Annotated in this window: 15 protein-coding genes; 6 read left to right on the top strand and 9 right to left on the bottom strand. The window is 46.0% G+C overall.

What is annotated here, in order from left to right:
- Window positions 1-8: 8 nt before the first annotated feature.
- The 3 genes from qoxB to qoxD are packed head-to-tail and all read left to right on the top strand — an operon-like array spanning window position 9 to window position 2,840.
- A complete protein-coding gene (gene qoxB, locus ACFWMP_RS10080; RefSeq protein WP_042185110.1) occupies window positions 9-1,952 on the top strand; it encodes a cytochrome aa3 quinol oxidase subunit I in 1,944 nt (647 codons plus the stop codon).
- Entirely contained in the window at window positions 1,949-2,545 is a 597-nt protein-coding gene (gene qoxC / locus ACFWMP_RS10085) for a cytochrome aa3 quinol oxidase subunit III (RefSeq protein WP_076283869.1), read from the top strand. Before qoxB ends, qoxC begins: the two co-directional genes overlap by 4 nt.
- A 1-nt stretch (window position 2,546) precedes the next feature.
- Window positions 2,547-2,840 (top strand): cytochrome aa3 quinol oxidase subunit IV, encoded by a 294-nt coding sequence (qoxD, locus tag ACFWMP_RS10090; RefSeq protein WP_179281646.1) that lies wholly within the window; start codon window positions 2,547-2,549, stop codon window positions 2,838-2,840.
- Window positions 2,841-2,914: 74 nt separating this feature from the next.
- Here qoxD and ACFWMP_RS10095 read toward each other — a convergent pair whose 3' ends face one another.
- From ACFWMP_RS10095 to ACFWMP_RS10135, 9 genes are all read right to left on the bottom strand, one after another.
- Window positions 2,915-4,621 (bottom strand): methyl-accepting chemotaxis protein, encoded by a 1,707-nt coding sequence (locus ACFWMP_RS10095; protein WP_042185106.1) that lies wholly within the window; start codon window positions 4,619-4,621, stop codon window positions 2,915-2,917.
- A gap of 210 nt (window positions 4,622-4,831) precedes the next feature.
- Entirely contained in the window at window positions 4,832-7,411 is a 2,580-nt protein-coding gene (locus ACFWMP_RS10100) for a DUF4430 domain-containing protein (protein WP_379423368.1), read from the bottom strand.
- Between the two features lie 208 nt (window positions 7,412-7,619).
- The gene (locus ACFWMP_RS10105; protein ID WP_379423370.1) at window positions 7,620-10,580 is read right to left on the bottom strand and encodes a GAP1-N2 domain-containing protein; all 2,961 of its coding nucleotides are present in this window, start codon (window positions 10,578-10,580) and stop codon (window positions 7,620-7,622) included.
- Entirely contained in the window at window positions 10,577-11,839 is a 1,263-nt protein-coding gene (locus ACFWMP_RS10110) for a TRAFAC clade GTPase domain-containing protein (protein ID WP_042124368.1), read from the bottom strand. The genes ACFWMP_RS10105 and ACFWMP_RS10110 overlap by 4 nt, the downstream gene beginning before the upstream one ends.
- A gap of 84 nt (window positions 11,840-11,923) precedes the next feature.
- Window positions 11,924-12,565 carry a hypothetical protein gene (locus tag ACFWMP_RS10115; protein WP_042185104.1) on the bottom strand — a complete coding sequence of 214 codons (642 nt, stop codon included), beginning with the start codon at window positions 12,563-12,565 and terminating at the stop codon, window positions 11,924-11,926.
- Window positions 12,566-12,587: 22 nt separating this feature from the next.
- Window positions 12,588-13,859 carry a vWA domain-containing protein gene (locus ACFWMP_RS10120; protein WP_042185102.1) on the bottom strand — a complete coding sequence of 424 codons (1,272 nt, stop codon included), beginning with the start codon at window positions 13,857-13,859 and terminating at the stop codon, window positions 12,588-12,590.
- Window positions 13,860-14,190: 331 nt separating this feature from the next.
- A complete protein-coding gene (locus ACFWMP_RS10125) occupies window positions 14,191-16,593 on the bottom strand; it encodes a transcription initiation factor TFIID (RefSeq protein WP_076283864.1) in 2,403 nt (800 codons plus the stop codon).
- 4 nt (window positions 16,594-16,597) lie between these two features.
- Window positions 16,598-19,987, bottom strand: coding sequence for a tubulin-like doman-containing protein (locus ACFWMP_RS10130; RefSeq protein WP_379423373.1), 3,390 nt, complete (start codon window positions 19,985-19,987; stop codon window positions 16,598-16,600).
- 61 nt (window positions 19,988-20,048) lie between these two features.
- Complete coding sequence (locus ACFWMP_RS10135; RefSeq protein ID WP_379423375.1) at window positions 20,049-21,866, bottom strand: vWA domain-containing protein; 1,818 nt, start codon at window positions 21,864-21,866, stop codon at window positions 20,049-20,051.
- 187 nt (window positions 21,867-22,053) lie between these two features.
- Between ACFWMP_RS10135 and ACFWMP_RS10140 the strand changes: the two genes are divergently transcribed.
- Genes ACFWMP_RS10140 through ACFWMP_RS10150 form a run of 3 tightly spaced genes read left to right on the top strand, consistent with a single transcriptional unit; the run spans window position 22,054 to window position 24,980 of the window.
- Window positions 22,054-22,224 (top strand): hypothetical protein, encoded by a 171-nt coding sequence (locus tag ACFWMP_RS10140; protein WP_156113055.1) that lies wholly within the window; start codon window positions 22,054-22,056, stop codon window positions 22,222-22,224.
- Entirely contained in the window at window positions 22,217-23,143 is a 927-nt protein-coding gene (locus ACFWMP_RS10145) for a hypothetical protein (RefSeq protein WP_042185097.1), read from the top strand. The genes ACFWMP_RS10140 and ACFWMP_RS10145 overlap by 8 nt, the downstream gene beginning before the upstream one ends.
- Window positions 23,144-23,201: 58 nt before the next feature.
- A complete protein-coding gene (locus ACFWMP_RS10150; RefSeq protein ID WP_042185095.1) occupies window positions 23,202-24,980 on the top strand; it encodes a hypothetical protein in 1,779 nt (592 codons plus the stop codon).
- Window positions 24,981-25,026: the final 46 nt, after the last annotated feature.

Raw genomic sequence — 25,026 nt, forward strand, 5'->3', positions numbered from 1 at the left:
GATTCCTAATGGATTGGGATAAATTTAAGGTCCATGGCGAACCCCTGATTTACGGGGCTATGGCAAGTATTGTTTTAGCTACAATCGGGATTATCGTCGGCCTAACCTATTTTAAAAAATGGGGATATTTATGGCGCGAATGGTTAACTACCGTTGACCACAAACGTATCGGGGTTATGTATATCCTTGCTGCGCTACTAATGCTTTTCCGCGGCGGCGTTGACGCTATTATGATGAAGCTGCAAACCGCAGCCCCAGACATGAAATTTCTTGACGCACAGCATTACAACGAGGTATTTACAACACACGGCTTGATCATGATCCTCTTTATGGCCATGCCGTTTATTATCGGTCTGATGAACGTTATCGTACCGCTACAAATCGGTGCCAGAGACGTTGCCTTCCCACGTCTTAACGCTGTCAGCTTCTGGCTCTTCTTCTTCGGAGCAATGCTGCTTAACATTTCGTTTGTTATCGGGGGATCACCAGATGCTGGTTGGTCTGCATACTTCCCACTAGCAAGTATAGAGTTCAGCCCAACGGTGGGTAACAACTACTACTCGCTCGCGCTACAAATATCGGGTATCGGTACACTCCTCACAGGCGTTAACTTTATTGTAACGATTCTGAAGATGCGTGCTCCTGGTATGAAGCTGATGAAAATGCCAATGTTTACATGGTCCGTGCTAATCACGAACGTAATTATCGTATTCGCTTTCCCAGTGCTTACGGTTGCGCTCGCTTTGATGATGTTCGACCGGTTATTCGGCTCTCAATTCTTCACGATGGCCAACGGCGGTATGGATATGTTATGGGCCAACCTTTTCTGGGTATGGGGACATCCAGAAGTATATATCGTTGTACTTCCTGCCTTCGGTATTTATAGTGAAATTATCGCCACCTTCTCCAAAAAGAACCTGTATGGATATACATCCATGGTCTTTAGTATGTTGATCATCTCCCTCTTGTCCTTCTTAGTATGGGCTCACCATTTCTATACAATGGGTCAAGGCGCTATGGTTAACAGTTTCTTCTCGATTACTACCATGGCCATTGCTGTTCCAACAGGTGTGAAAATATTTAACTGGCTATTCACCTTACGAAAAGGGCGAATATCATTTACGACGCCGATGCTATATTCGCTAGCCTTTATCCCGATCTTTACGATTGGTGGGGTAACAGGTGTCATGCTGGCCATGGCCAGCGCCGATTATCAGTACCATAATACAATGTTCCTGGTAGCGCATTTCCACTACGTTCTCATTCCAGGTGCTGTATTCGCCGTTATCGCAGGTTTCCACTACTGGTTCCCTAAAGTATTCGGCTTCCGTTTGAACGAACGCCTTGGTAAACATGCCTTCTGGTGGATTATTATTTCCTTTAACGTATCGTTCTTCCCACTGTTCCTTCTCGGACTTAAGGGAATGACACGTCGACAATACACTTATTCTGCGGATACCGGATTTGGTCCGCTCAGTATGGTCTCGTTCATAGGGGCGATAGGTCTTACAGTCGGATTTGTAATTCTGGTGTATAACATCTACTGGAGTACACGTTATGAACCAAGAGATACAAATGGAGATCCATGGGATGCACGTACACTGGAGTGGGCAACGAAAAGTCCGATTCCAGCTTACAACTTCGCAGTGGTTCCAACCGTAAAAACACGCGATGCCTACTGGTTCTCTAAACAAGACAACGTACCTCTATACGAAGATAAGATTACTAAGATTCATATGCCTAGCAATTCAGGCAAACCATTTATTCTGGGTGTTATCTTCTTCATTGCAGGATTCTCTCTGGTATTCAGTCTCTGGATTCCAGCCATTCTCTCTGGAGTAGGTATCCTCATCGTTCTAGCTGCTATGTCCTTCGATCGGGATCATGGATTCTACATCCCTGCAGAAGAAGTTATTGCTACTGAAAAGAAATTGCGGGGTGAGACAATATGAAAATAGATGCGTCTAAGCCGCTTGAATACTCAACAGAAGAGAATAGTAATAAAATCTTTGGCTTCTGGGTCTTTCTAGGAGCAGAGATTGCACTGTTCGCTACGTTGTTCACTGTTTACTTTGTAATGGTAGACCGTTTTGCCAGCGGCCCTAGCGGGCCGGACCTTTTTGAAATTGGTCCCGTGATGATCGAAACATTACTGCTGTTGACAAGCTCATTTACGATCGGTCTTGCAGTTCATGCTATGCGGCATGGTTACCAGAAAGCTATGATGGTCTTTTTCGGACTAACCCTACTAATGGGTCTCGGCTTCCTTGGTATTGAAATCATGGAGTTTGTCACTTATGTTCACGAAGGGGCTACACTTCAAACCAGCGGATTCCTATCCAGTCTCTTTGTACTGCTGGGAACACACGGAGCTCACGTATCGTTCGGGTTCCTGTGGGGTGCGGCTATCTTAATCCAGTTGAAGCGTCAAGGTATTACTCCGGCTACGGCCAATAAATCCTTTATCTTCTCGCTGTACTGGCATTTCTTGGACGTTGTCTGGATCTTTATTTTCAGTTTCGTCTATCTGAAAGGACTGATGTAGCATGATGAAGCAACTGTTTCCAATTCGCCATGTGATGGGTTTCTTAGCCTCTCTTGTCCTTTCTGTGGCTGCACTTGCTGTAATCTACCTTGATCTATCTAATAGTGCGAACATGGCTATCCTGCTTATTACAGCGCTCATTCAGGCTTCCCTGCAGCTCTTCCTGTTCATGCATATTGGAGAATCAGCTGATACCAAGAAAGAACTCTACATCAATATCGCCTATGCCTTATTCGTTGGCTTAGTTACGATCTTTGGTACGCTCTTCATCTTCGTATGGGGCTGGTATGCTTAACTCCATTCAATAACACACAAAAGGACGTCTCCAAAGCCTAAATGGCTCTGGGACGTCCTTTTTTTCATTTCACGTTATAATTTAAATCGCGCTAAAGTCTTCTGCAGATCTTCCGCCAGCACCGCTAAATACTGAGCTGATGCGGACATTTCCTCCATAGCAGACAGTTGCTGCTGACTAGCTGCGCTGGTGTCCTGAACACCCACTGCCCCTTTATTGGATATTGCATTGACCTGTTCCATTGCTGCCGCTACACCTTGTGACTCTAAGGAGACATGTGCAACCGCCTCTCTAATCTCTTCCGTCTGCAGCGTAGCTTCTTTAATAGAACTTTGAATCTCATGAAACGCTTGAGATACGAGCTGACTTTGAGCTACGCCGTGAGAGACTAGCTCGGAGCCGAAAGCCATTGATTCTACTGCTCTTTCAGTTTGCTTTTGAATATGCGTAATAATATCCGTTACTTTCAGTGAACTGTTTCGCGTCGCTTCTGCAAGACCCCGAATTTCTCCGGCAACTACAGCAAAGCCACGTCCATGTTCTCCAGCTCTCGCTGCTTCAATAGAAGCATTAAGCGCCAGCAGGTTCGTCTGTGTTGCAATTCCGTTAATCGTAGTAATAATTGTATTTATATCCTGAGACAGCTGCCCAAGGTTACTAATAATCTCTTGGCTCTGAGTTACGCCGGAGTCGATTTCCTTCATCTGTTCAATGATGTTATCTACGGCGATTACCCCTTGATCTGTTGAACCAGAAGCGACTCCCATAAGGTCGGACATTTCAAAACTGCTACTTTCTACGGCCGAAATATTATTGGTCATAGCTTGTATAGACTGAGAAGTACGATTAATGCTTTCCGTCTGTTCATCAAACCCCGCTGCAATCTCTCCAGAAGCTTCGGCGATCATTTGCGAAGCCAACGAGGTCTGCTCAGCACTAGCGCTCATCTCTTGCGATGAGGCTGATAACAATTCTGCACTCTCCGCAATGCCTTGCATCATCTTCCGTAAGCTCTCCAGCATATTGTTAAATGAGCTATTAATTTGGCCGATTTCATCCTTAGCGGTATATGTTGCTGTGACGGTTAAATCCCCATTTTCCGCCCGCTTCATTAAACCTTGCAGTTCCTTAAGAGGTTTCGTAATCAGTCGAATGATTGCAACACTAAGCACGATACAAATGATCCAAGAGAACGATATCAACACTATACTTTTAGTCTTCATGCTCTTAGCGGTAGCCGTAGACTCTGAATTATGATCTCCAGCTCCCTTTAGCAGCGAATCGCTTATTCCTTTAAGCATATTGATCATTTTCTCACGAGAATTACTAAACTCACCTGTGAATACTTGAAAGGCCTCTTGACTACCTTTGCTATCCGCAACCTGAATAATATTATCTCTTTGTGCACGATAGTCTGTTAAGGAGGACTCATATTCCTTTATTTTATTCACTACCGCACTATCATTGTACTGGACGGTCTTCAACTTGTTCAAAAGATTATTATTTTCCTGAACTTTCTCCGTAATGCTCTCTTTCAGTTGTTTGTTCTTGTTTACATCAACGCTCATCAAGCGCTCCAAGAGAAAAGCTTCAATGGCCCGATTGTTTGTACGCATTTGTCCCACGTAAGAAACAGGCAACAAGTTTTCATTATACGTCTCTGTTGTTTTTTGAGCCATTTTGTCCATGGTGATAAAGCCAGTTACCCCCACAATGTTCAACATGACTACAGAAAATACCAATAGAATCCCAATTTTGAATTTCACTTTCATATTCTTCATCTGCACTCCGCCTTCACATGATCTTACTAACTATCTATTTTTATCGGTAAGAAAGGCGAATAGTGTGATGATTTTTAAATAAAATCATGAATAAAATGTCGAAAAAAAGTTTATGTTGTCAAATAATGCAACGAACGAAAACAAAAAAACGGACACTCGATCCGCTAATACTCCGAATCGTAGTGTCCGCCTAACAATAATCAATCGTACTTATTCACCCGATGAATAGTACCAATATAATATATCACCGTTCTCTAAAATGTAGCTGTCCGCGCTGATACTTGGATCAGCATCTCTATTCGTCTTATACTTCCATCCACTGCTAGGTCCGCCATCAAATTCGGACAAACCATCTATAGATTTCACGTATTTACTTCCAGCGTTTCCGGATGATACTACCTTATCGCCCAATTGACTAATCAATAAGCTATAAGCCGTTTCACCTTCTTTTAGCGATACTGTTGTACTGTTCAGAATCGTACCCTTCTTGTTATCCCCAACGACTGAAAGGGTAGCCGTAGCTTTAACAGGAGCAATAACATCTGAAGCAATGTTTAGTGACTGAGTATAACGCGCCACACTAGGCACACTATCTTTAGCATATCCGGTAACAATGATCGTATAGGTATTCGCTGGTAGACCTTGGTCAAATGCAGCTACACCCTTAGCATTTGTGATCGCCTTCTGATCACCGATCAAGACCTGCACGCCAGCGGCTGGAGAAGTCACTGGATCGGAAGTAAAGGTATCCTTATTCCACACCCATTTTTTCTGAGAAACTGTTACAGTGAAAGCTTCACCCGGCTTCGGCTGTGCAGAGGATACAACCGCAGTATCAACAACCTGTGTGGTTTCTCCGGCATAATATACAAGAACACGGTCGGATTCCTGTAATTCAAAAGCGTCCATACCCACACTTGGATAGATCCATTCACCGCTACGCCATACTACGAAGCTCCACCAGCCATCATAAAGGCCTTGAGTAACTCCATGAATACCCGATACAAAATTACCATACGACGATTTCGTGATATCTACTTTAAAATCATTGGATAACCCCAATTGCTGCAAAGCTTCAAGCGCATTGGAAGCCTTTAAAGTCCCCTCACCGATCAGTCCTTGCGGACCCTCAACGGTAAGTGAAGCCGTTACATTCTTAGGAATTACCTTTAGATCTTGAGTATATTTAGCTATCGATGGCGCTTTTCCTTCACGATAGCCTGTTACAGTCAGCTTGTAATCACCTGCTGGAACATTCCCTGAGAATAGCGCCTCGCCTTTAGCATTTGTTGTTACGATGCGATTTCCAATTTGGACCTGAACGCCAGATGCTTTGGCAGTTACCGGGGAGGATGTATTCGTTACAGCATCCCATTTCCATGTCTTACTAGTCACTACTACAGTAAAAGAATCGCCCTCTTTAAGGCTTGCTTTGGACACCGTTACCGAATCTACAAGTTTAGTATCATCTCCAGCATAATAAACCAAGACCTGATCTGAATCTTTAAGCGCAAAATCACTCATTCCAACATCAGGGTTGATCCATTGACCGTTACGGGATACGGCATACATCCATCCGTCATAGCCGCCGTAGCTTCCGGCGGGAATGTTTCCAATTCCTGTGACATATGCACCGGAAGGATTCGTGATCGGCAAGTTCGTCTGAAGAGCCAACTTCTCTAATGCACCAAGTACGTTGCTAGCATATCCATATCCCTGTGCTAAAGTACTCTTAGGACCCTCTACAGTAACAGGTGCATAGATTAAGGCATTCTGAACAGATGACTTAGAAAAATCGTATAACTTACTGTTACTGCCTTTATAGAGTAGATTGTAGGCTACAAGCGCCTGAAGGCCTTGCTCAGTAGCTAGAATATTACTGCTTCCGCCACGGCTATGAGCGAAGCTTCCGTCAGCTAGACGGTAGCTCAGCAGGTTACCAATCAGATTCACTTTATTCTTGGCATATTCTAATCCACTTGGATCTACACCGAAGGATGTGAGACCTAGAATAGCTTGTGCAGCGCTCTCAGCACTATCTCCGTAACCTCCATGACTATCCTGAGCATTAGAGAGCCAAGATACGGCTTGTAGCCCTGCTGTGTAAGCCTCTGGATTACGCTTATGTGCCGCTAGAGCGGTCAAAGCTATCGCTGTCATATCTGGCTCACTAGCGCCTGTCGTTAAGGCAAAGCCGCCATCTTGATTTTGCTTGGAGAGAATCTCAGCAATGAGCTTATCCGCTGTCCATTTCGCGTTATATGGAATGTTATATTTACCAGAGTCCAGTGCGAGCAAAGCATATACTGGATTATTAAGTGTCTGTCCACTGATTTTGTCATGATTATAGATCTTTTCTATTAAGTTATAGCCAGGTGTTGTTCCACTTCCAGCAAAGTTGGTAGGATCAGCACCTACCGCTCTTACTGCGAGTACGATTCTCGCATAATCCGTTACGCTCGCGAAATTCCCCTCTGCATCCTTCACCTTTTTCTCAAGAGCTAGACGGTAACCTGCTGGCAGTTTGTATCCCGCTTGAGCCAGCCCAATCGCTTGCCAATCCGACTGCACGCCACCCTTTAGAATAAATTCTGCAGCTGTATAGGTCGCATCCGCAACATTAATTCGCTCCGCCTGAGCAGCTGCATCGCTAGATTCATCTAGTCCGGTGCTAACACCTGCCTCTGCGAAGATGGTTCCTGCCGGAGCAAGGGATGTTCCTAAAATTGAAATGACCATGAATATGGCCAGTCCAAGTACAAAAAACTTGGAGGTGACTATTTTCTTCATTGTTCAACCTCTTTCTATAAAGGAATGGATACTACATAAAATAAGAGCGCACAACATAAAGACCGCCCCTATAAAGGGCGGTATAACCTTATTTTCATAATCATATCTATTAATACATAGCATGTCTATAGAAAAGCTTTGTATGAGTAACAAAAAAAGAACAGCAGAACCAAACCTTTCGGCATCGTCCTGCTGATCAGAAATTCCTTTATTCAGCTGTTCCTTCCGGACTTGCAGTTGGAGAAGGTTCAGCACTTGAGTTAACACCCAGTGTATCCTTTGGAGCGGGATCTACAATCAATGTAAATCTTCCCGCCTTGATCATACTTTTCTCTACGATGGTCGCTCCCGGTTCTAAGGTAACCTCCACCTGATAGGATGGCTGTACCCCTTCTGTGACAGATGTCGCGGATGGATCAACTGTGTTATTCTCCGCATCAGATGAAGGCGTTGGAGAAGGTGTGGCATCGGCTCCTGAGTTAGTAGCGTCCGCACCTTCAGCCGGTTCAGAATTAGCGCCTGTGGCATCCGCTGACGGAACTGGACAAGTTCCATGGCTAGCAGCGACTTTAAAGCTCTTATCCACCACATTGGATGAAGTCATCAGACTAATCTCCGTCGGATTAAATTGCACACAATCATCAGCTTTGGCAAACGTGAACACCAATATGCTGCTCCCCTTATCTCCTTCGACGCTCTGATCCTTCAAGTATACTGAAGCCGGAGGCAGCTCATTGCCTGCACTCTGAACGGGTGTCGGCTCAGGGCTTGTCCCCGGCAGAGCCGTCTTTGGATCATCCGGACGCAGCATACTGAATACGATAATTGCGATAATCACCAGAATGCCCGTGATGGAACCGGAGATCAGGAGTCGAAATCGACTGCGGCTGATCCAGCGCGCCAGCGGGGAAGCGAGCTGGGAGCGAGCTTCATTGTACACATTTTGAAGAGCAGGCCGTGCTGTAGCAACATAGCTTTTACGGAACTCACGATTCTTGAAGGCTTCGCGGTCACTGCTCTGGAAATACTTCAGAATCGCCCGGCGGTAACCCGGATAAAGCTTTTTATTCGATATCGTAAATAAAGAATTTCCTTGAGACCATGCAAAAAATCGATAGATAACATCCTTATCGGTACCGGCTTTATGCTTTACTAATTCCAAGAGTGCGTCATAATCCAGTGGACCACCCTCGCGCTGACTGGTGTAGTAGAAAGCTAGAGGCAGACGTTCAAAAGGCTCTAGCACTCGGGCTTCCTTCAGTAAACGGCGACCGAGCAGTTGTACATCGTCCAGCTCCTTTGGAGATAAGCCTGCAAAAATCTCTTCATTCGGCTTCTCTTCACCAAACCAGCGATAAGCAGCACGGAGTGCATTTTCTTTCTGCTTGCTAATTCTATCTAGTGGCGGCTGCCAATCCACGACATTGCCATAACGTAAGAAAACAACCTCCAGTAAGTCCTCCTGCGTCATTTCAGTGAGGGATAGCCGGTTCAGCAAGAATCTGTCTGCAGATGCTGCCAGATCCTGCATGAGCGAGAGTACTTTAGAAGATACGCCTGTCCCTCTACGTCGATCTTTCTCCGCTTTATCTACAGTGCCATGAATTTCCGCCACCGCAGCAACCGGATCAGTCTCCAGTTGTAGCTTTTCTAGCAAATAATCCCTTACTGCATCCTGAGCAAAAGGTTGCTCTAACGCAGCTGGCAGAAAACGGCCCCAATGGAGTACAAAATTCAGAATGTCCACAGATTTAGATGCAGCAACTAGTCTTGATTCCATATAAGGTTCTAATAACTGCTTGCGGAAATACGCTTCAGACATTACCCGTTGAAAAAAAGCAGCGCTTAGCTCATCATTACTCTCAATGATACCGTAAGCTGCATTGAGAACATCTTTGCGTCCCGCTTCCACGCTATGAAGCATACCATTAATGAAATAATCAACAATTCTGACTTTGTAATTATGATCCTTGAGCACAAAATAATCCTTAAAGCACTCCATAATTGCAGGATCCGGGACATTCCTTTGCCGGACTAAATCAAATTCTCGGTCGAACCGCTCCAAGAAAATATCATTCAGTCGGATTCTGGAATGAATCGCCCCCTCCGCTTTAAGATAAGAGAGTAAACCACTTAGCACCGCGCTCTTGTTCTCTGTATATAAGTGCTCATTCCCCTGCTCAATCTCATAAAATACGGCTAACTCATTATAGAGAGCGAGCGATAGTTTATGCTCAGGACTTTCTCCGCGAAGGATCTGATCGGCAAAACTTACGAAATCGTCGAGATCCCCTGGATTCAGAAGTAAAAGCTTCCAAACCAGATCAGCATACGGCTGACGGGACTCGCCAAAATCTACATTCCCCATCCGACCCGAAACCAAATCGAATGTGAAGTCCTTCTCGATGCTGCGATCACCGGGACGGAGCGAGCCTTTTTCCACAAAGCTAAGATGAATATATTTACGGCTTTGCGGTTCATTCGCATACGTAATCACGCCTAATCTACGGCGGAATTCATACGGCAGCACGCTATATAAAATCTCTGTAAGCTCCACCGCACGTGCGGACAGCTCCGTGATAGGTACATTTAGAGCGATATAGATTTTTTTCTTACCTGCCACAGAGAGCATCACCGCTTGCAGCAATGCCTTAAATATCCCTTCATCAATCCCTAGCAAGCGTAATCCCGCTATAGGATCAGGTCGGCGATCCGTACGTATAACTGGAATAGCAGACAGCTCCGGCAAGGTTCCGCCCAGCTCTCCTTCATAACTTTTTGCGAAATCAGCATGCAGAAAGTCCCCGTAGCTCTGAATAATCTCCTCTGAACGTGAGGCCGGAACTACAAAGTTATGTGCAAAAAAGGCGCTCCGCTGGCCCGTAAAATCCGTCGCTTGATAACGACTCGTCCCAAGAACCGTGTCGCCATTCTCTGCATGGAACAGGTGCAGCGCACTAGGATATAGAGTCTCATCCTTCTCCCCACGCGCGGCCAGCTCTGCTGGAGCATCGTAAAGACAGAAGGGATGCAGTGTTTTTTTGATAAAATTATTGTCCAGACTATCCGATTTCGCTACTGTATCAAAACCTTCAGTGGAACGAAATAATCCGCGGCGTTCGCGGGTATACATTTGTTGGGCGATCTTAGACCCTGAGAAAACATTCACGGGCCGTCGCTCCCCTCAATATACTTCAGCTTATGCAGCAGCCAAATAAACGGCTCGTCTACACGAATCGGGCTTACTACACCCTCAATCTTCTGATTCACAGGATTACTGCCCAACGCAGATACCGCAAAATAGCCCGTATTCGAGAAGTACACATCCATCGTATCTTTAAAAGGTCTGTCCACCTTACCAATAAATCTGCGGATTTCTCCGTCGATGTTATGGAATTCATCCATATTCAATGTTTTGCGATGGACATAGTTATTGAACACATTACTGTTGGACTTGATGTAATCGCCATCCTCATCCTTCAGCGAATGCAGCATATCACTTTTCGCAAGAACGACTGCTGTTGGAATGTCAGTTTTGCTCTTTTCCTGATAGGCAATAAAATCACCGAACATCGTCAGCACAACATCACGCGGCTCGTCATATTGCGAGACCCATTCGCCCGGGCGATCACCGATGTTAATATGAATCTTCTCACGGATCGAACGGATTTGCAGCGGATCGACCATAAACAGAATACCGGCAGAGTTCTTAATATGTTGACCGTGTAGTCCGAGATAATCCTGATCCACCATGCCCTCACCCGCTACATCAAAGAACACAAGTGTCAGCGGCGGCTTTTCTTCATCCTTAAAAACAAATTGAAAGATAAACGGCTCCTGCATTTTCTCCTTCTGTGTGGAAGCTAGCAGATCCCCGCGTTCAAACAGCGGTTCTTCATAGAGCGTACGGAACTTACGGCTAATCTCCGCGTTGAGCGGCATACAAGCGGCATCGAAATGACCTGCTGTCGTATGCTGCAAGGTATGAATCAGCGCGGTCATATATACCGACTTCCCGACTTGGGAAGCTCCGATAATCGAGATAATGTTACTTGGAACCTTACCTGCAGTCACAGGCAGCTCGTTATGGCAAGATGGACATAGCCGTCTGCGTGTAAGCACTCCATAACGATCCGTAAGCCCTGTTAACACATGATCGGTATAATGATGGTATTCTTCCGGAATATCCGCCGGATTAATGATTGCTTCTATGTCATCCACCGTATCGAGCCCAAAGCGCTCACGGTATTTATTCAAGGCATCATCCTCGCCCAGCGCGTAATTCTCATCGTCCTCTCGGCTATGCATAGCCCGAAAGACTACATCCTCCGGAGAGAACTTAGTGAAGCAATACGGACACACAATATCATAAAAAAGCGGCCTTGGCTCCGGCTGATTCTTTTTCATAAAACGGCTAAAAAAAGACATCTACTCATCCTCCCAAAAGTTGTATCTGCGTATCTTGCTATGGACAGGCATTGTCCAACACTCGCTTGTACGCATAGACTGATCTTACTCCGGCACCAGCTCGTAATAAAGCCCATACTTAGGACCGTCGGTGAAAAAGATGCGTACAAAATCATCCTTACCGATCTCAATCGGCGGGAGTACATTGCGTCCAGGGGCGAAATCCTGTACAAAGGGAAAGAGAATACCATCCTCTTTCCCTGCCGGATGTCCTCCCCGTTTCTTAACATAACAGAGGACATCTCGAGCCACTGGAACTTCTGCCGTAATCGCCATATGTACGGTCTTTTGTTTTCCGAATAATCCTCTTTTTTGTTGAACGGAATAATAGATTCTGGCTTTGCCTGCACTGACCACCACACGGTTCGCACCGTCACTTTGCCTCACCAGCAGTGTCTCTCCGTTCTCAGCAAGGCGAGCGTATATGGTATAGGAGACTAGGCCGATCTCATCCAATCGATCACGGTATCCATTGTTAGATTTGTATTCCTCACGAGTGTAGAGCTTCATTCCGACCGGAGGAATATCCCCGGTGCCAATAGAAGCCTCTTCTGCGGAGGTCTTATGGATGTACACCGCCTGCACGCCGTCCGGCCAGCGCCATCTCAGCGTACAGAACCGTTCATCCACTTGAGATGTCACATCCGTTATTACCAGAGCGGAAGCATTATCCTCGGCGTACCTCATTACTGTAAACCCCTTTCAACTACTAGAATCCTTTGCTATTCCGATTTCTCCGTCGATCAGGAAAGCTTTCTGACGGTGGATTAGGAGCTGCATTATTTCTTCTATTACGGTAAATACGTCCTTCACCTACCGGAATGACGCCTGTAAATAATGAGATGATTGCAGCCAATATAAGAACAGCAAGGAGGCGAATTAGGCCGTCAGTGAAATTGTGCCCGCTAAGTCCAAATTCCAGAATAAGCCCTGCGAACAACCCTGAGATTACGCCGCCAATCCCGAAGCTTTTTGCTAAATGACGGTTATCAAACATAATACCAAGACCGAGTCCAAGTGCAGCACCGATTAGCATCAGCGACAAAATACGAACTGCAGCATAGTATGGACTATCTGCCGTAGCATCACTACGCACCGTAAGCAATGTCCGATCTCCCAAACGATCATAGATTTGCTGGAATACATCACCCAAAAGAGCCGTATCTGTCACATCATAATAGTGACCGCCCGTTATTTTCGCAATATCCTGCAGCAACTGGGTACCGGCAGGATCCTGCATCCCCAGACCAATGGTATTTACGGCAATGCCACGATCTATATAGGTCTGTAATTCTCGTGAGGTGTCGAAATTACTGACTCCGTCCGACAGCAAGATGACCATAGCGCCTTGATTTTTTCTGCCGTCACTGTCTATCTCCTTAAGTGCTTCCGAGATCGCACCACTTATGTTCGTGCCACCCTCAGTTGGTTTCAAGTTATCAATGGCAGTCAACACCTTCTCACGATTCTGCGAATCCGAGAGTGGTGTTAACGGCTGGACGACTACAGCTTCGTGGTTAAATGTCACCACCGCTACCTGATTGTCATTGTCCATTCTCGCAATTAACGCCTTAGCGGCTGAATAACGGCTGTTATCAGGATCACTCTGCGCCATACTGCCAGAGTCATCGATAGCCATTACAACATTTTTAACCGGTTTAGCACCGCCAAAATTCAGCTCATAAACGAATTCTGTTAATGCTCCAACTCCAAGTGCAAGGACAATCATCAGAGGCAGGAGCTTCCAGGATAAACCTAGGTAGCGCTGCTTCCACGAGGCTCCGTTCAGCCGTGGCGAGATCATTTCTGCAAGCAGACAACCGATGCCGATACCGAGTGCTACTATGGCAAAATAAATGCCTACGAGCAAGATGGAAGGCAGATCGTTGTACCAGCTTAGCAGCCACTCGCCAAAAAGAAAGGCGACCCCGCCGCCGATCAGACTGAAGAAGAGCAGGAGCAGATTGATTTTTCTCTGCATCGTTATACTTCCTTTCCGGGAGAAACCTGAATTGTACTCTTATGGCCTTAACATTGTTCGGGGGTTATGTAGCCCGATTAACGGGCTGCCCGGATGTGTAATCATCCCCCAGATTGCACTTTGTGCAATAGAATGGAATAAAAGAAACATCTATTTCTATTCTATTGCATAATGTGCATTGGAAATAAGGAGAAATGTCCCTATTCCAGAAATCTACTTAAATCTATTGTATCAAATACAACAGAACTCTAATTAAAGGTTATATCCGATGATTCTATTGCACAAAATGCAATAAAGAGACTCAAAGTGAGGGTACCCATCTATTACGCCATCAGCGCATCTCGGGAAGCTGCTCTTCACTCACCCCATGAAGCTGATAGCCATTCTGAGCATAGGTTTCATAATAAACCTTACCATTACGGTAGTAGAGCAGGTCTTCTAAATGGAAACCACCCATCAGATTTAGCTTCTCCACTCCGCTCCTGCGCTGTTCATGCACAAAGCCTAAGCGATAAATGCGGGTCGTCTCATCCACACCAAATGCATAGCGCAGGAATTCAGATGCGCTGTCTCCGAAGAAATATTTTTCCTCATGACGATGCTCTTGCGTGTATTCGAACAGACGAACATTGATCGTCGCGCTATCCTCCAGATTATGGTACAGACGCTTGAACAACTCTTCCTTGGATAGAACCTGACGGTTCTCATAAGCAGCCGCAACATTTGCACGCCGCAGCAATTCTTCTTCGAAAGATAGAGCAAACGGATCAGCCGTTAATATTTCCCGCTGACAAATGCCAATCAAACGCTCCGCTACCGCTTCTTTGCCTTGCTCTAAAAGCTTAGAAATGCTACCCATGTACTTGTCACTAAAGAATATTCCTGGCCCACGCCGGGTCTCGATCTCTTTCATTACTTCTTCTGTGACAACTCGATAGTATTCCATCACGTTCTGGCCAGTGGTTTCGTTCGTTCGCCCAATGCTGTCCATCACAGTAATACGTAACTCTTCTTCGAGCGTCTCCATAGCTTTCACACGGGCCACACATTCCACGTGAAGCTGCTCAAGCGCAGATTCCAAACGACTGCATAGCGCAAGCTCACTTTCCATACATAATAGCTCATATTTTTTGCCATATACCGCAGAGAATAAGTAATGAATGAAGTTGCGTACCGTTCGTTTGTCAAAAAGCGGCACACGCTGGAACGGTTGGCGCTCCACACTTTCCGCATAAAGATCCTCAAGCTCATCCTGCGCGGAGACAAGTGCTGAACGCAATCCTGTCATATGCTGACGCAAAGCATGCAGCACACTGCCACCCTCATCACGATCAGCTGTCCACTCCGCAAGCTGATAGAATGTTACTGCTGGCGTAGCTGTTTCCTGTGCCGCCAATAGGGTGCGCCATCCACGAAGAGGATGAATGCCTTCTACTCTCCGGTTAGACTCTGCGACAAAATTATTACGGAAATAAGCTTCGCCCCCATCACCGAACAGCTGCTGTTCAGCTTCACGAAGTGACAACTGCTTCAGCTCATTGTAGGACGGACGTCCATGGCTCATTAGCCCCGTCATTTCACTAAGGCCGTCTTTCTCCGGGACTAGCTGCGCCCTATGCTCCCGCAAACTATCAGGATCCAGCCCTAATAGAGATTGACGCTCGCGCATAGTCCATGGACTACCCTCACGCATATCCGCTGCAAGGCGCCGGAAGGCGTGATACAGCACGGCCAAGGCAATTTGGACATTAGGTCTTCTCACGCCAGAAAAGCCTGCGGAGGCGTAGCCTTGTCTTCCTGTGCTACCTCTAATACCGCTTTTGAAGGTCATATTGTTATAACCACCGTGTCCTGTAGCTTGATCAGAAGTCGGGCGGACACGATTCTTAAGTAGGCTAATATGGGAGATGATCTCATAGTTATCATCCATGCCGTGAGCCGACATCATGCCGCGCTCATTCTTATCGGAGAGCAGATACACAAGGTCAAATAAAGCGGAAGGACCATGACTCACTGGAATCGACAGACCATCCTCGGTTACAAGTAGCGGTGCATTAAACGTATAGTCCGTAGCTTGCATTCTGTCCAATTCACGCAGAAAAGCCAGCCCTACTGAGCTGGAATATCCAAAATTATCCCCTTGCTCCCGCTCATTGATTAAAGCGTAGAGATCCGTCTGTACCGACTTGAAGGACTGGCTGAGTATTGCTCGAGCCAGCAGTGTAATTTCTGGCAACAATACATTAAGCGGGTCATCGACCCGCGTAATGATAGAGAGATGGATCACGTCAAAAGATGAATATAGCCGTCCATAATCCGCTATACTGTTGCTCAGCCGCCGAATAACTTTATTCATTTCAGCAAGATAACGTGTATCCTCATGAAACTTGCGGTAAAGTTCATGACGCACAGTGCGTGGATCTGACCCTGCCATATCCGGCAAGGCCATGGCCAGCACCCGGTCTTTTCCTCCTGCATCAGAGCCCCTCTTACTTCTGTCTGTGTCCTCACTCTTCGTGCCTGACACAGCATGCAATGCCATAACACCGCCGGCGTTATCCCATTTTCGTTCGCAGCTATCCAGCACCGGACCGATGGCCGGAGCAACCTTGTCGCCTACGAACAGAAACAGGGCAGGGTAATGGATGCTGCTGCGTCCATCCCCTTTACTGCGCTGTGCCTCTTCCTGTACCGCATATTGTTCACCATAAGATAATGCCAGTGTTTTGATCATAGGCCTATTTCAACTTTCTGCGGATGCTGCCGAGTTTGCTAGTCATACTCTTGTAGAAACTATACATCTCATCGCCGCTCTCATACTCTACCCGTTCATACTCCAAGCTGTCGCGTGCTTCAAGGAAGGATACATACAGCCCTTCCAGCTTATAGAGCAATGGGGTTACGTCTTCAGCGGCAGTCATTTCACTCGCACGACGAGCTGCCTTACGCAGTAGAACGCTGCGGCTCTTCTCATCCAGCTCCCGGAAATGACGGTACACGGCATATTCCACGTAGCTACGTTCTTTCATCAAGTTGGCAAACGGCTCCCAAGCGTCCTCTTCTTCATCACGATCATAAACGTAGAGTGCGCCTTTCTTGATAATGCTGTCCGTGTACAACGCCTCGATGAATTGGTCCATCCACTTGTCTTCGTCCAGATATTGATGGAGCAGCCCTTCAAGCTCCGTTGCTTTTGCAGTCAGCTCAGCATATTTAGCTAGCTCAACACGAACACGAGAAATCAGCTGCGGTGAACGAATTAAATTCTCCTGTGCCATTTCTTTGTTAATGCTGCCAAAAATATCTTTAATGCCTTCGCGTTCCAAGCCCTTCTCGCGCAGATTCTTAAGTTCATCAGCCGCCTTCTTCACTTCTCCGAGATTCGGACGTGAAGAATTTAACTGCATATCAAATCCACTCAATAGAGCATCCATATCAAATGGTTTCGTGAACACAACAGAGTATCTGTTGCTTGTATTCTCGTCTACACCTTTTTCGATGATCACTCCGCTTGCCAACGCCTTTGCAAAGTCTGCACGTACACGTGCGTTATAATCACGTACACGAGAATTGACGTAGGTGTCACCCCATGATTTTTCCGGAATCGGAGAAGGCAGATACGTCCAGTTGTTCTTATCCGTCATCACCAGATGGCGGCCGATCCCTTCCTTATCTAGAATGGTCCGCTCATAGTTCTCTTCAAACACCCGCAGTGGCGTGTATACGAAGAGTGGCACACCGTTGCGGGTGTTAAGCCAGAAAATACGGTTTTTGACTTGGCTTTCTTTGATTGTAAATTGTGATTTGCCAAGCGCATTATTCTGATAATTACGAATCCCTTTCAGGATGCCAGGTGCTTTAACAGGTACGGAAACGAAGCCCCATGATGGGAAATGCAAGCTGCCCGAGCTGTTGCTAAGGTGGAAGGTAGGCACAGCCTCTTCGTCCAATTTACCGGCAATGATCCGCTCTACGAACTTATCCAGCGGCTCTTCATGGCCGAATTTCATCACAAGGAAATCTTCCATCGAACGGGTGATCAGATCCCCGAACTTATCACTAAGGAACTCTGAAATCGAGCGAACGATATCAATCTCCTGTTCCTTAACCCAACGTCCGGAATGCTTCAGCATTTCACGGGTGAAGTCGCGAATCAGGTCGTCGCCGTCCTTCTGATCCATGATTTTGGAGATCGTCGCCGAAATATCCGGCACGTTAACAATGTTCCAATAATAAGTTTTGTTTCCTTTATAATCCGCTTGCTCTTCACCATTGATAAGGATGTCCCCATTCTTGGCAAAAATCGAGCTAAGCGCACTAAGAATCTCCGTAAATACACCATAAATCCGGCTGTTTTCATCATTTAAGAGCTCGTATAAGTCCTCATAAAATTGAATCATTTGCTCAGTACGTTCTACATCGGCATGCAGCCAATACTCATTGATTTTAGCGTCAATATAGGCATTTTTCTTCTTCTCTTTGGATACAAAAGCACTGCGTGCATCGCTCAGCTTCTCATCCGCACTGTCCTGCGCCGTCTCAATATCGCGTGGCAGACGCAGCAAGCTTTCACGTAAAGCCTCAATATAAGACTGAATCAGTTTCAAAATACAGAAGCCCTTCTCTGTGTACAGCAGGCGGGAAACGTAGAACGGCCCTTGCTCTGGGTGCAGGAAGATGCGCTCCAGCTCTTCACTGAAACGTCCAACAATTTCGCCAGGCAGCTGCTTTTTCGATTTAATATATTCCTCACGGGCACGAGCCAGGAAGTTCTGCTCCAGCTCTGTATCCATACTTACCACTTGATTCTTGACTACATTGGCATGACTCAAGCGTTCGCTGTTCTCGTATCCTGGCAATGGCTCAGGCACACGGGATTCAAAGGTTTTAATCATACTGTCGAGATCAATCCCAAGCTTACGTGCGAATTTCTCAACATCCTCTTGACCAGGCACCTGCTGGAACATTTTTTCCATTTTATCAAACAAGCGGAAGGCCAGATAAGTCGTCATTTCCTCAATCGGAAGCACGGCAGACGAGGCGCCGATAATGTTGTACTCATAGTTAGCTGGATAAGTCTTATTCATCTGCGCAATATTGGTGCGGATATTACTGATATAGTCATGGATGGCGAATTCTTCACCAGACTGCTTTTCTTCACTTGCCATAAAGTTCGTGATGTTCTCAGCCGTTACGTTCATACAGTAATCATACGCATTCTCTAACAGCTTACCTTCGGTATTCGTTGCAGAGATCAAATGGCATAAATTAAACGGAGGCAGTGGAGAGTTTACCGTCAAAATATTCCCGTATTGCTGCTGGAATCGCTCCCCACGACTATCTACATTCATCCAGTAATCCAGCTCTTTTAGCGCCGCATAACCGTTCTTGCGAATATATTCACGCGTATGCTCACTTAGACTTTTATTAGACAGGTTCACGTCCGGTGTAAAGAGATAACCCAGTGTGTTCACACGGTCAATACCGGCTGATCCATAATCACGTTCAATAATACCGCGTACGATATAGGCAATATCAAGGAACGCTCCACTACCTGTACCCCCTGACAGACCTGTCAAAAGGAAGACCATCAGCTTTTTGTTCGTGCCTACAGATAAGGTCTTGATCTTCTTATCAATCGCTCCTACAACCTGATTAATCTTGGTGAACAAGAGCAGACGTCCAGCCTGCCGCACACCAGCGGCACCGTTCATACCATCTGTGATACTCAGCTCGGGTGACAGCCAATCCGTGATGTACGAATCAAGGATACTGCGGTTCTGCAGCAATCCGCCGATTTCAGCATTCGCCAGCAATACAAATTCATTCTGTGGATCGAGTCCGATCCCTTTGTATTTCTTTCCGCGATCCTGTTCATTCGTTTCAAAAGCTAGAAACTCTACATTATCCGGCTTGTCCCGCTTCTTCTTGGATATCGGATCTTCTGGCAGCTTAAAGCGGCGGTTAATCTGATACTTAAGACGCAGCAGGGCATCAATGCCCGTGCCGCCTAGTCCAATAATCAGGATCGGATTATCAATCGTATCCACCCTGATCTTATCGCTGACAATCCCGCCGCCTAGTGATACATCCAATTGCTGTATATGCTCTCTTACTACTGGTTTCATATGCTTTATCCTCCTAAAAGTTTTGCGGAAGCTGTACTTCAGATTTCTTGCAAAACCACTTCTATACTAAATATTCGAGATAAATCGTCTTATCTACCGTGTGCAGGGACACTGAAACGCGGTCACCACTCTTCAGCTCAAGACCACGCGAGGCATCCGCAGCACGTCCGGATCTCTCTACAGTAATACCTTCTCCACTGCGTAACAGCAATCGGTCATTCTTAGCTGGTGTGAAAATAATGCTCTCGCTTTCCTTGAGCTCAGGCGCTAATTGCAGCAGCTGATGAAGGGTGAACTTGCCTCTGAATCCAGCAAGTTTCTTATATTGTGGGTAGGTCTTTTCACCCGTATTGCCGTCTTTAACCTCAATTACCAGCTGTCCAACAAAACCACGTGCCGATTTCTTATTCAGCACATACCATGCGGCAGCGGCTGCCAACACCAGAAGAATACCACCAATAATGTAATACAAGGTATTGGATGAAGCTTCTTTCAGAGGTTCTTCTTTGCCCGTTCCTGTCGAAGGACTGGTAGTTGCAGCGCCACCTGCCTTCGCGCTGATTTTTACAGGAGCACTTTCACGATAGAAACTGCTTTCCTCTGCACGAACCTTCAGCTCATAGTCATGGCTTTCTTTTACCTCGAAGGTGCCCTTAAAAACATCCCCGGAGTTATCCAGTTCGATTTCCTGTACATCACCTGTATCGATATCTGTAGCAAGCAGTACCGCCTTCATATCTTGATACAAATTACTGAGCGTTACCTGAGTACCATTGCTGAACAGGTGAGAGGTAATATCAATTTTATCACCTTTTTTATAGGTTGCTGATGGCAACGCATCGATCTTAAGCTCCAAATCATAGTTAAAAACTAGATTAATATCAATTTTATCCTTTGGCACACCTTTGACCTGAAGCTTCCAATCTCCTTCTTGCGGTGACAACAGCTTGATCAAGCTATAAGTAGAAGACTTCGACAGCACAACATCCTTGGACGGGATGGCGACAGCATTTCCTGAAGGATCAGTTAGCTTCGCGGTCACAGGCTGTGACGACATAATTGAGATATTGGCTTCCAAAACACTGCCGTTAGGCACGTTGACAGTCACATCCTGATAATCCCCATTTGCAGTGATCGACTGCACAGGTACTACCTTTAACTTCAGATGACTAGCAAAAATTTCACTAAGTATTTGCGGAAGATCATCTGCGGAGTCCGTCGAAAATGCTTTACCACCTGTCTCAGTGGACAGATCAGCGAGTTTCTGTTTATTCAGCTTGCCGTCTGCGTTAAGACCAATCGTATAAATGGGATAGCCATTCTTCTTAGCGACTTCCACGGCTGCATTCAATTCTTTATCCGATTCGCTTTGCGTCCGGCCTGTTGATTTGTTGAAATCGTTATTGCCGTCAGCTAGCATTACGATGATTGGCTCATGTTTCGGATCGCTACCATTCTGGAGCACCTTCACAGCTTCTTCCACACCGACAGCAATGTCGGTATAAGCTCCACGGTCCAGTCCATCAATAAAATCCTTCAAATCCTGTTTATCTGTCTCTGAGTTAATTTCCAGCAGGGCCTTCTCCCGCTGTACCTTGTCGGTATAGGCAACAATACCTACTTTATCACCTTGGGTGGATAGCATATCTATGAACATTTTCATCGCTTCGTTCGCGACTTTGTTCTTGTCACTAGTCTTCATGGAGTTGCTGACATCGATAAGAAGCACCGCATCAATGTGAGATTGCGCCGACGTTGCCGCATAGGCCTGAACCGCTGCAAAAGGTGAGGCAGCAAGACATAGCGCCAGCAGTAATGCCGGGAAGATACGTTGAAAAAGTGTCTTAGTTGTTCTGTTACTTTGATATTTACGAAGCATAAATAGGGCTCCTCTTGTGTTATATTAGGCACATATGACAGCTTCAGCACTGTCGCTAAAATCTGTAAATAGTATGCCATTATGATATAATTAAACCTTGTAAACTTCAACTTTAGGACCGCCGGACCAAAGTAGCAATGATGCATAGAGTTATCATTCTATGAGCCATCCAGACTGCGAGGCGTCTATGAGAAAGGACTGTTCCATGATTTCATACGTCATTCTTGGGATTACGTTCCTAATTGTCGTAATTCAGATTTCCATCTATGCTGCACGCCAACGTAAACCACTAACTCGAGATGATATTAACGACCGCCTGCTGGCCGCTTTGAACGGAGGCGATAAAGGCCGTGAATAAGAAAAGACCTGTTACCTTTCGCCCTTTCAAGGCTCCTCGTTACGCTTATGACAAGCTTCGTATTTGTCGCCACTGCGGACAATACACTGCTCTCGGTGAAGATCGATGCACCAAATGCGGTAAAGACTCGCTTATTACGGTAGAGAAGCAAGCTGCATCCATTGCAGGAAGAAAAATGCATACGCGCCTCCTACTCATCTTACTGCTTACACTAGCTTCCGTCTATTTTGGGAATAGCATAGAGCAGATGATGTTATGCGGTGCCGGAGGGATTCTCCTCGCTGGACTATTGTACTATACGCAGCGAAAAGCACGGCAGAACGAGAATCTTCGTTCTCTTAACGAGCTGCTTGGCCGAGGGATTGGCATCATCAAAGAGGGACTGGAGATCAACCGTCAGGAGGCTGTCTCCGTACTCCGTGAGGATGATGTGCTTGCCTACGAGAAGCTGCGCGAACTCTCCATCCTGCTTCGTGGTGACCGGATCGCACGGCAGCGTATCGCCTTGCTGCATGGATTTTTGCTTCGCAAGGATATGGATTTAGAACTGGAGCAGCTTCTTCTTAAGGATTTCGAGCCGCTGCTAGCCGAATATATCGGCGAGATCGCTAAAGTCCGTCCTGATCTGATCAAAGATCGTACACTACGATACGTAAAGAACTATGAAGTAGAAATTCGTCATATGAATAATGGTATGACCATCCTTACGGGAGTTGCCGGAGCTGCAGTAAGAATGAAGCGTTATGCCCTGCTCTACTCCAGTATGATCGGCCGATACGTGCAAGATCTACCTAAAGACCGCTTTATGCGGTTATCCAAACTCATTGCTGCTAATCCCCATGAACCGTGGAATGGCTTGGACCAAAGAGTAGCGGACATTCGTGAAGCCAAATACCGCTGGGACCCCGAAGTTCAATAGAATAAAGAATGATGTGAAACTATGCTTTCTTATATTTTGAAAAAAGAGGCTACTCTATATGACGTTCAAACAATTAATAACCCTGCGAAACTTTATGATCATTTTGTGTATAAGTATGTTTGTGATGCTTGGACAGAAGGTTTATCTCATCGCCGACAAAATACAAATAACCAAGGAAGCCGACCGTCTCTATGCTGCTGGCGATCTGATAAGTGCAGAGAATCAGTATCGCCTAGCGGCGGCAAACCATTCCATTCTTTATATGGAAGAAAAGGTTGCGAAGCGACTTGATGAGCTGTCACCAATCACGGCCATCCGCCAAGGTTTGAAGGCCTTGGTATCTTCCGCTAAAGCACAAGCTGCGACTAAAGATTTCACCGGATTTATGAAAAGTTATGATACTCTCCTCAGCTTAAAAGCTACATATATGAAGCCCGGTGGTCCTTATGAATCCTATTATCGCCAGTTATCGACCGATTCAGGCATTTCTGACCAGTTCACAACCTACTTCCGAGAATTTAAGGAGCAGTTTCTTACCGAACTTGCTCAGAGCCAAGATGGAAACAAGAGTGAAGAAGACACTTTTAAATGGAATCTGTTGCAGATTCCCGATGCCTATTACGGAAGCGCTGCATCCAAGGAGGAGTTGCTAGCCTCCAAGTTCAAAAGTCATGATACAGCTAAACTAAAAGCCTTAGCAGGCACAGGAAACTTTACAGGCATGCTGGAGAGCACCCTCTCCATGATGAATGCTTACAGCCAGCATAGTTACGAAGCGCCATGGGTACTTGGGCAGGCAGAAAGTAGCGGAAAGATCATCCTGAACAAAGATCTAGAGAGCGATAACATCACCGCCTTTGCTGGGCATGCTGTTGCTTATCGTAATTTTGCAGGATCGGCAGGGATTACTTCATCCAAAGTACTAACCTTAGTAGATACTAGTAAAGCTAAACTACTTAAAAATGCCAAGCGCATGACCAGTAAAGGTCAATATGCTGAAGCTATTCAGCTATACAGTGATCTTGCTCCGTTAGAGGATACTTCTTCAATCATAGCCGCTACAAGATTGGCTTGGAATATTGCCGAGCCTGTGCGCCTTCTCCCGGGCGGTGAAGAGCAAGGCAGATATGGGAACGTCATCTCCAGCAAGGGACTACACGATAAGAAGGTCATTGTGGCTGGAACGGATAGCAATGGTGTCCTCTATTATGCAGCAATGAATAGCGACGAAAGTGTCATAACTTTAACTGGAAATATTTTACCAAAATTCGAGAGTCTGCGCAGTCTAACTTTTAATGACCAGCTTGCTGCTTCTTCAGGTTCTGGTGCCCCCGTGGTTCTGGCTGAATCTGAGGTCGAAGGTGGACGTACCCTTTTTACAGCATATGAAATGAAATCGGATAGTATTTCGCAGTTGTTTTCAGTGTCTGGAGATAGCTATGAACTGCAGTCCGATGATTCCTTACTCGTATCTAACGCGGATCTCGGAGACGGTGTCGTTGGACAGACGGCACGTTATCGTAAAGTAGATGGCAGCTATCAATTTGCTGAGATTGTTCAGGAGTATGCGGTAATTTCAGCTTCCGATGTAGCGCTTCATCCTTTTGAAAAGGTATCTTTTCACTGTGAAATCGTCGCAGATAACTTCGGTAATATGCTGGCTTACTCGAATGGGGTTTATATTTTGCTTCAAGGAGACTTGGGTTCCGTTACAGGTAACGCGTTAGTTAGTGGTCAATATCAGAACGGTTATCAGCTTGTTGGAACGGAAATGGGAGAGCAATATGTGCCTGTGTTTGTGGTAGAATCCGTGGGTAGTATGAGTTTTGGACAGTAGAATATATGAGATAACTGCTTAGTCGAATTGAGAGATCGCTCATCGT

Origin of the sequence: Paenibacillus sp. NPDC058367 (assembly GCF_042723305.1) — a bacterium.
Taxonomy (GTDB): domain Bacteria; phylum Bacillota; class Bacilli; order Paenibacillales; family Paenibacillaceae; genus Paenibacillus_AQ.

Coding starts and splice junctions, on each gene's coding strand:
- qoxB (WP_042185110.1), top strand. CDS start 9: ATGGATTGGGATAAATTTAAGGTCCATGGCGAACCCCTGATTTACGGG.
- qoxC (WP_076283869.1), top strand. CDS start 1,949: ATGAAAATAGATGCGTCTAAGCCGCTTGAATACTCAACAGAAGAGAAT.
- qoxD (WP_179281646.1), top strand. CDS start 2,547: ATGATGAAGCAACTGTTTCCAATTCGCCATGTGATGGGTTTCTTAGCC.
- ACFWMP_RS10095 (WP_042185106.1), bottom strand. CDS start 4,621: ATGAAGAATATGAAAGTGAAATTCAAAATTGGGATTCTATTGGTATTT.
- ACFWMP_RS10100 (WP_379423368.1), bottom strand. CDS start 7,411: ATGAAGAAAATAGTCACCTCCAAGTTTTTTGTACTTGGACTGGCCATA.
- ACFWMP_RS10110 (WP_042124368.1), bottom strand. CDS start 11,839: ATGTCTTTTTTTAGCCGTTTTATGAAAAAGAATCAGCCGGAGCCAAGG.
- ACFWMP_RS10115 (WP_042185104.1), bottom strand. CDS start 12,565: ATGAGGTACGCCGAGGATAATGCTTCCGCTCTGGTAATAACGGATGTG.
- ACFWMP_RS10120 (WP_042185102.1), bottom strand. CDS start 13,859: ATGCAGAGAAAAATCAATCTGCTCCTGCTCTTCTTCAGTCTGATCGGC.
- ACFWMP_RS10125 (WP_076283864.1), bottom strand. CDS start 16,593: ATGATCAAAACACTGGCATTATCTTATGGTGAACAATATGCGGTACAG.
- ACFWMP_RS10130 (WP_379423373.1), bottom strand. CDS start 19,987: ATGAAACCAGTAGTAAGAGAGCATATACAGCAATTGGATGTATCACTA.
- ACFWMP_RS10135 (WP_379423375.1), bottom strand. CDS start 21,866: ATGCTTCGTAAATATCAAAGTAACAGAACAACTAAGACACTTTTTCAA.
- ACFWMP_RS10140 (WP_156113055.1), top strand. CDS start 22,054: ATGAGAAAGGACTGTTCCATGATTTCATACGTCATTCTTGGGATTACG.
- ACFWMP_RS10150 (WP_042185095.1), top strand. CDS start 23,202: ATGACGTTCAAACAATTAATAACCCTGCGAAACTTTATGATCATTTTG.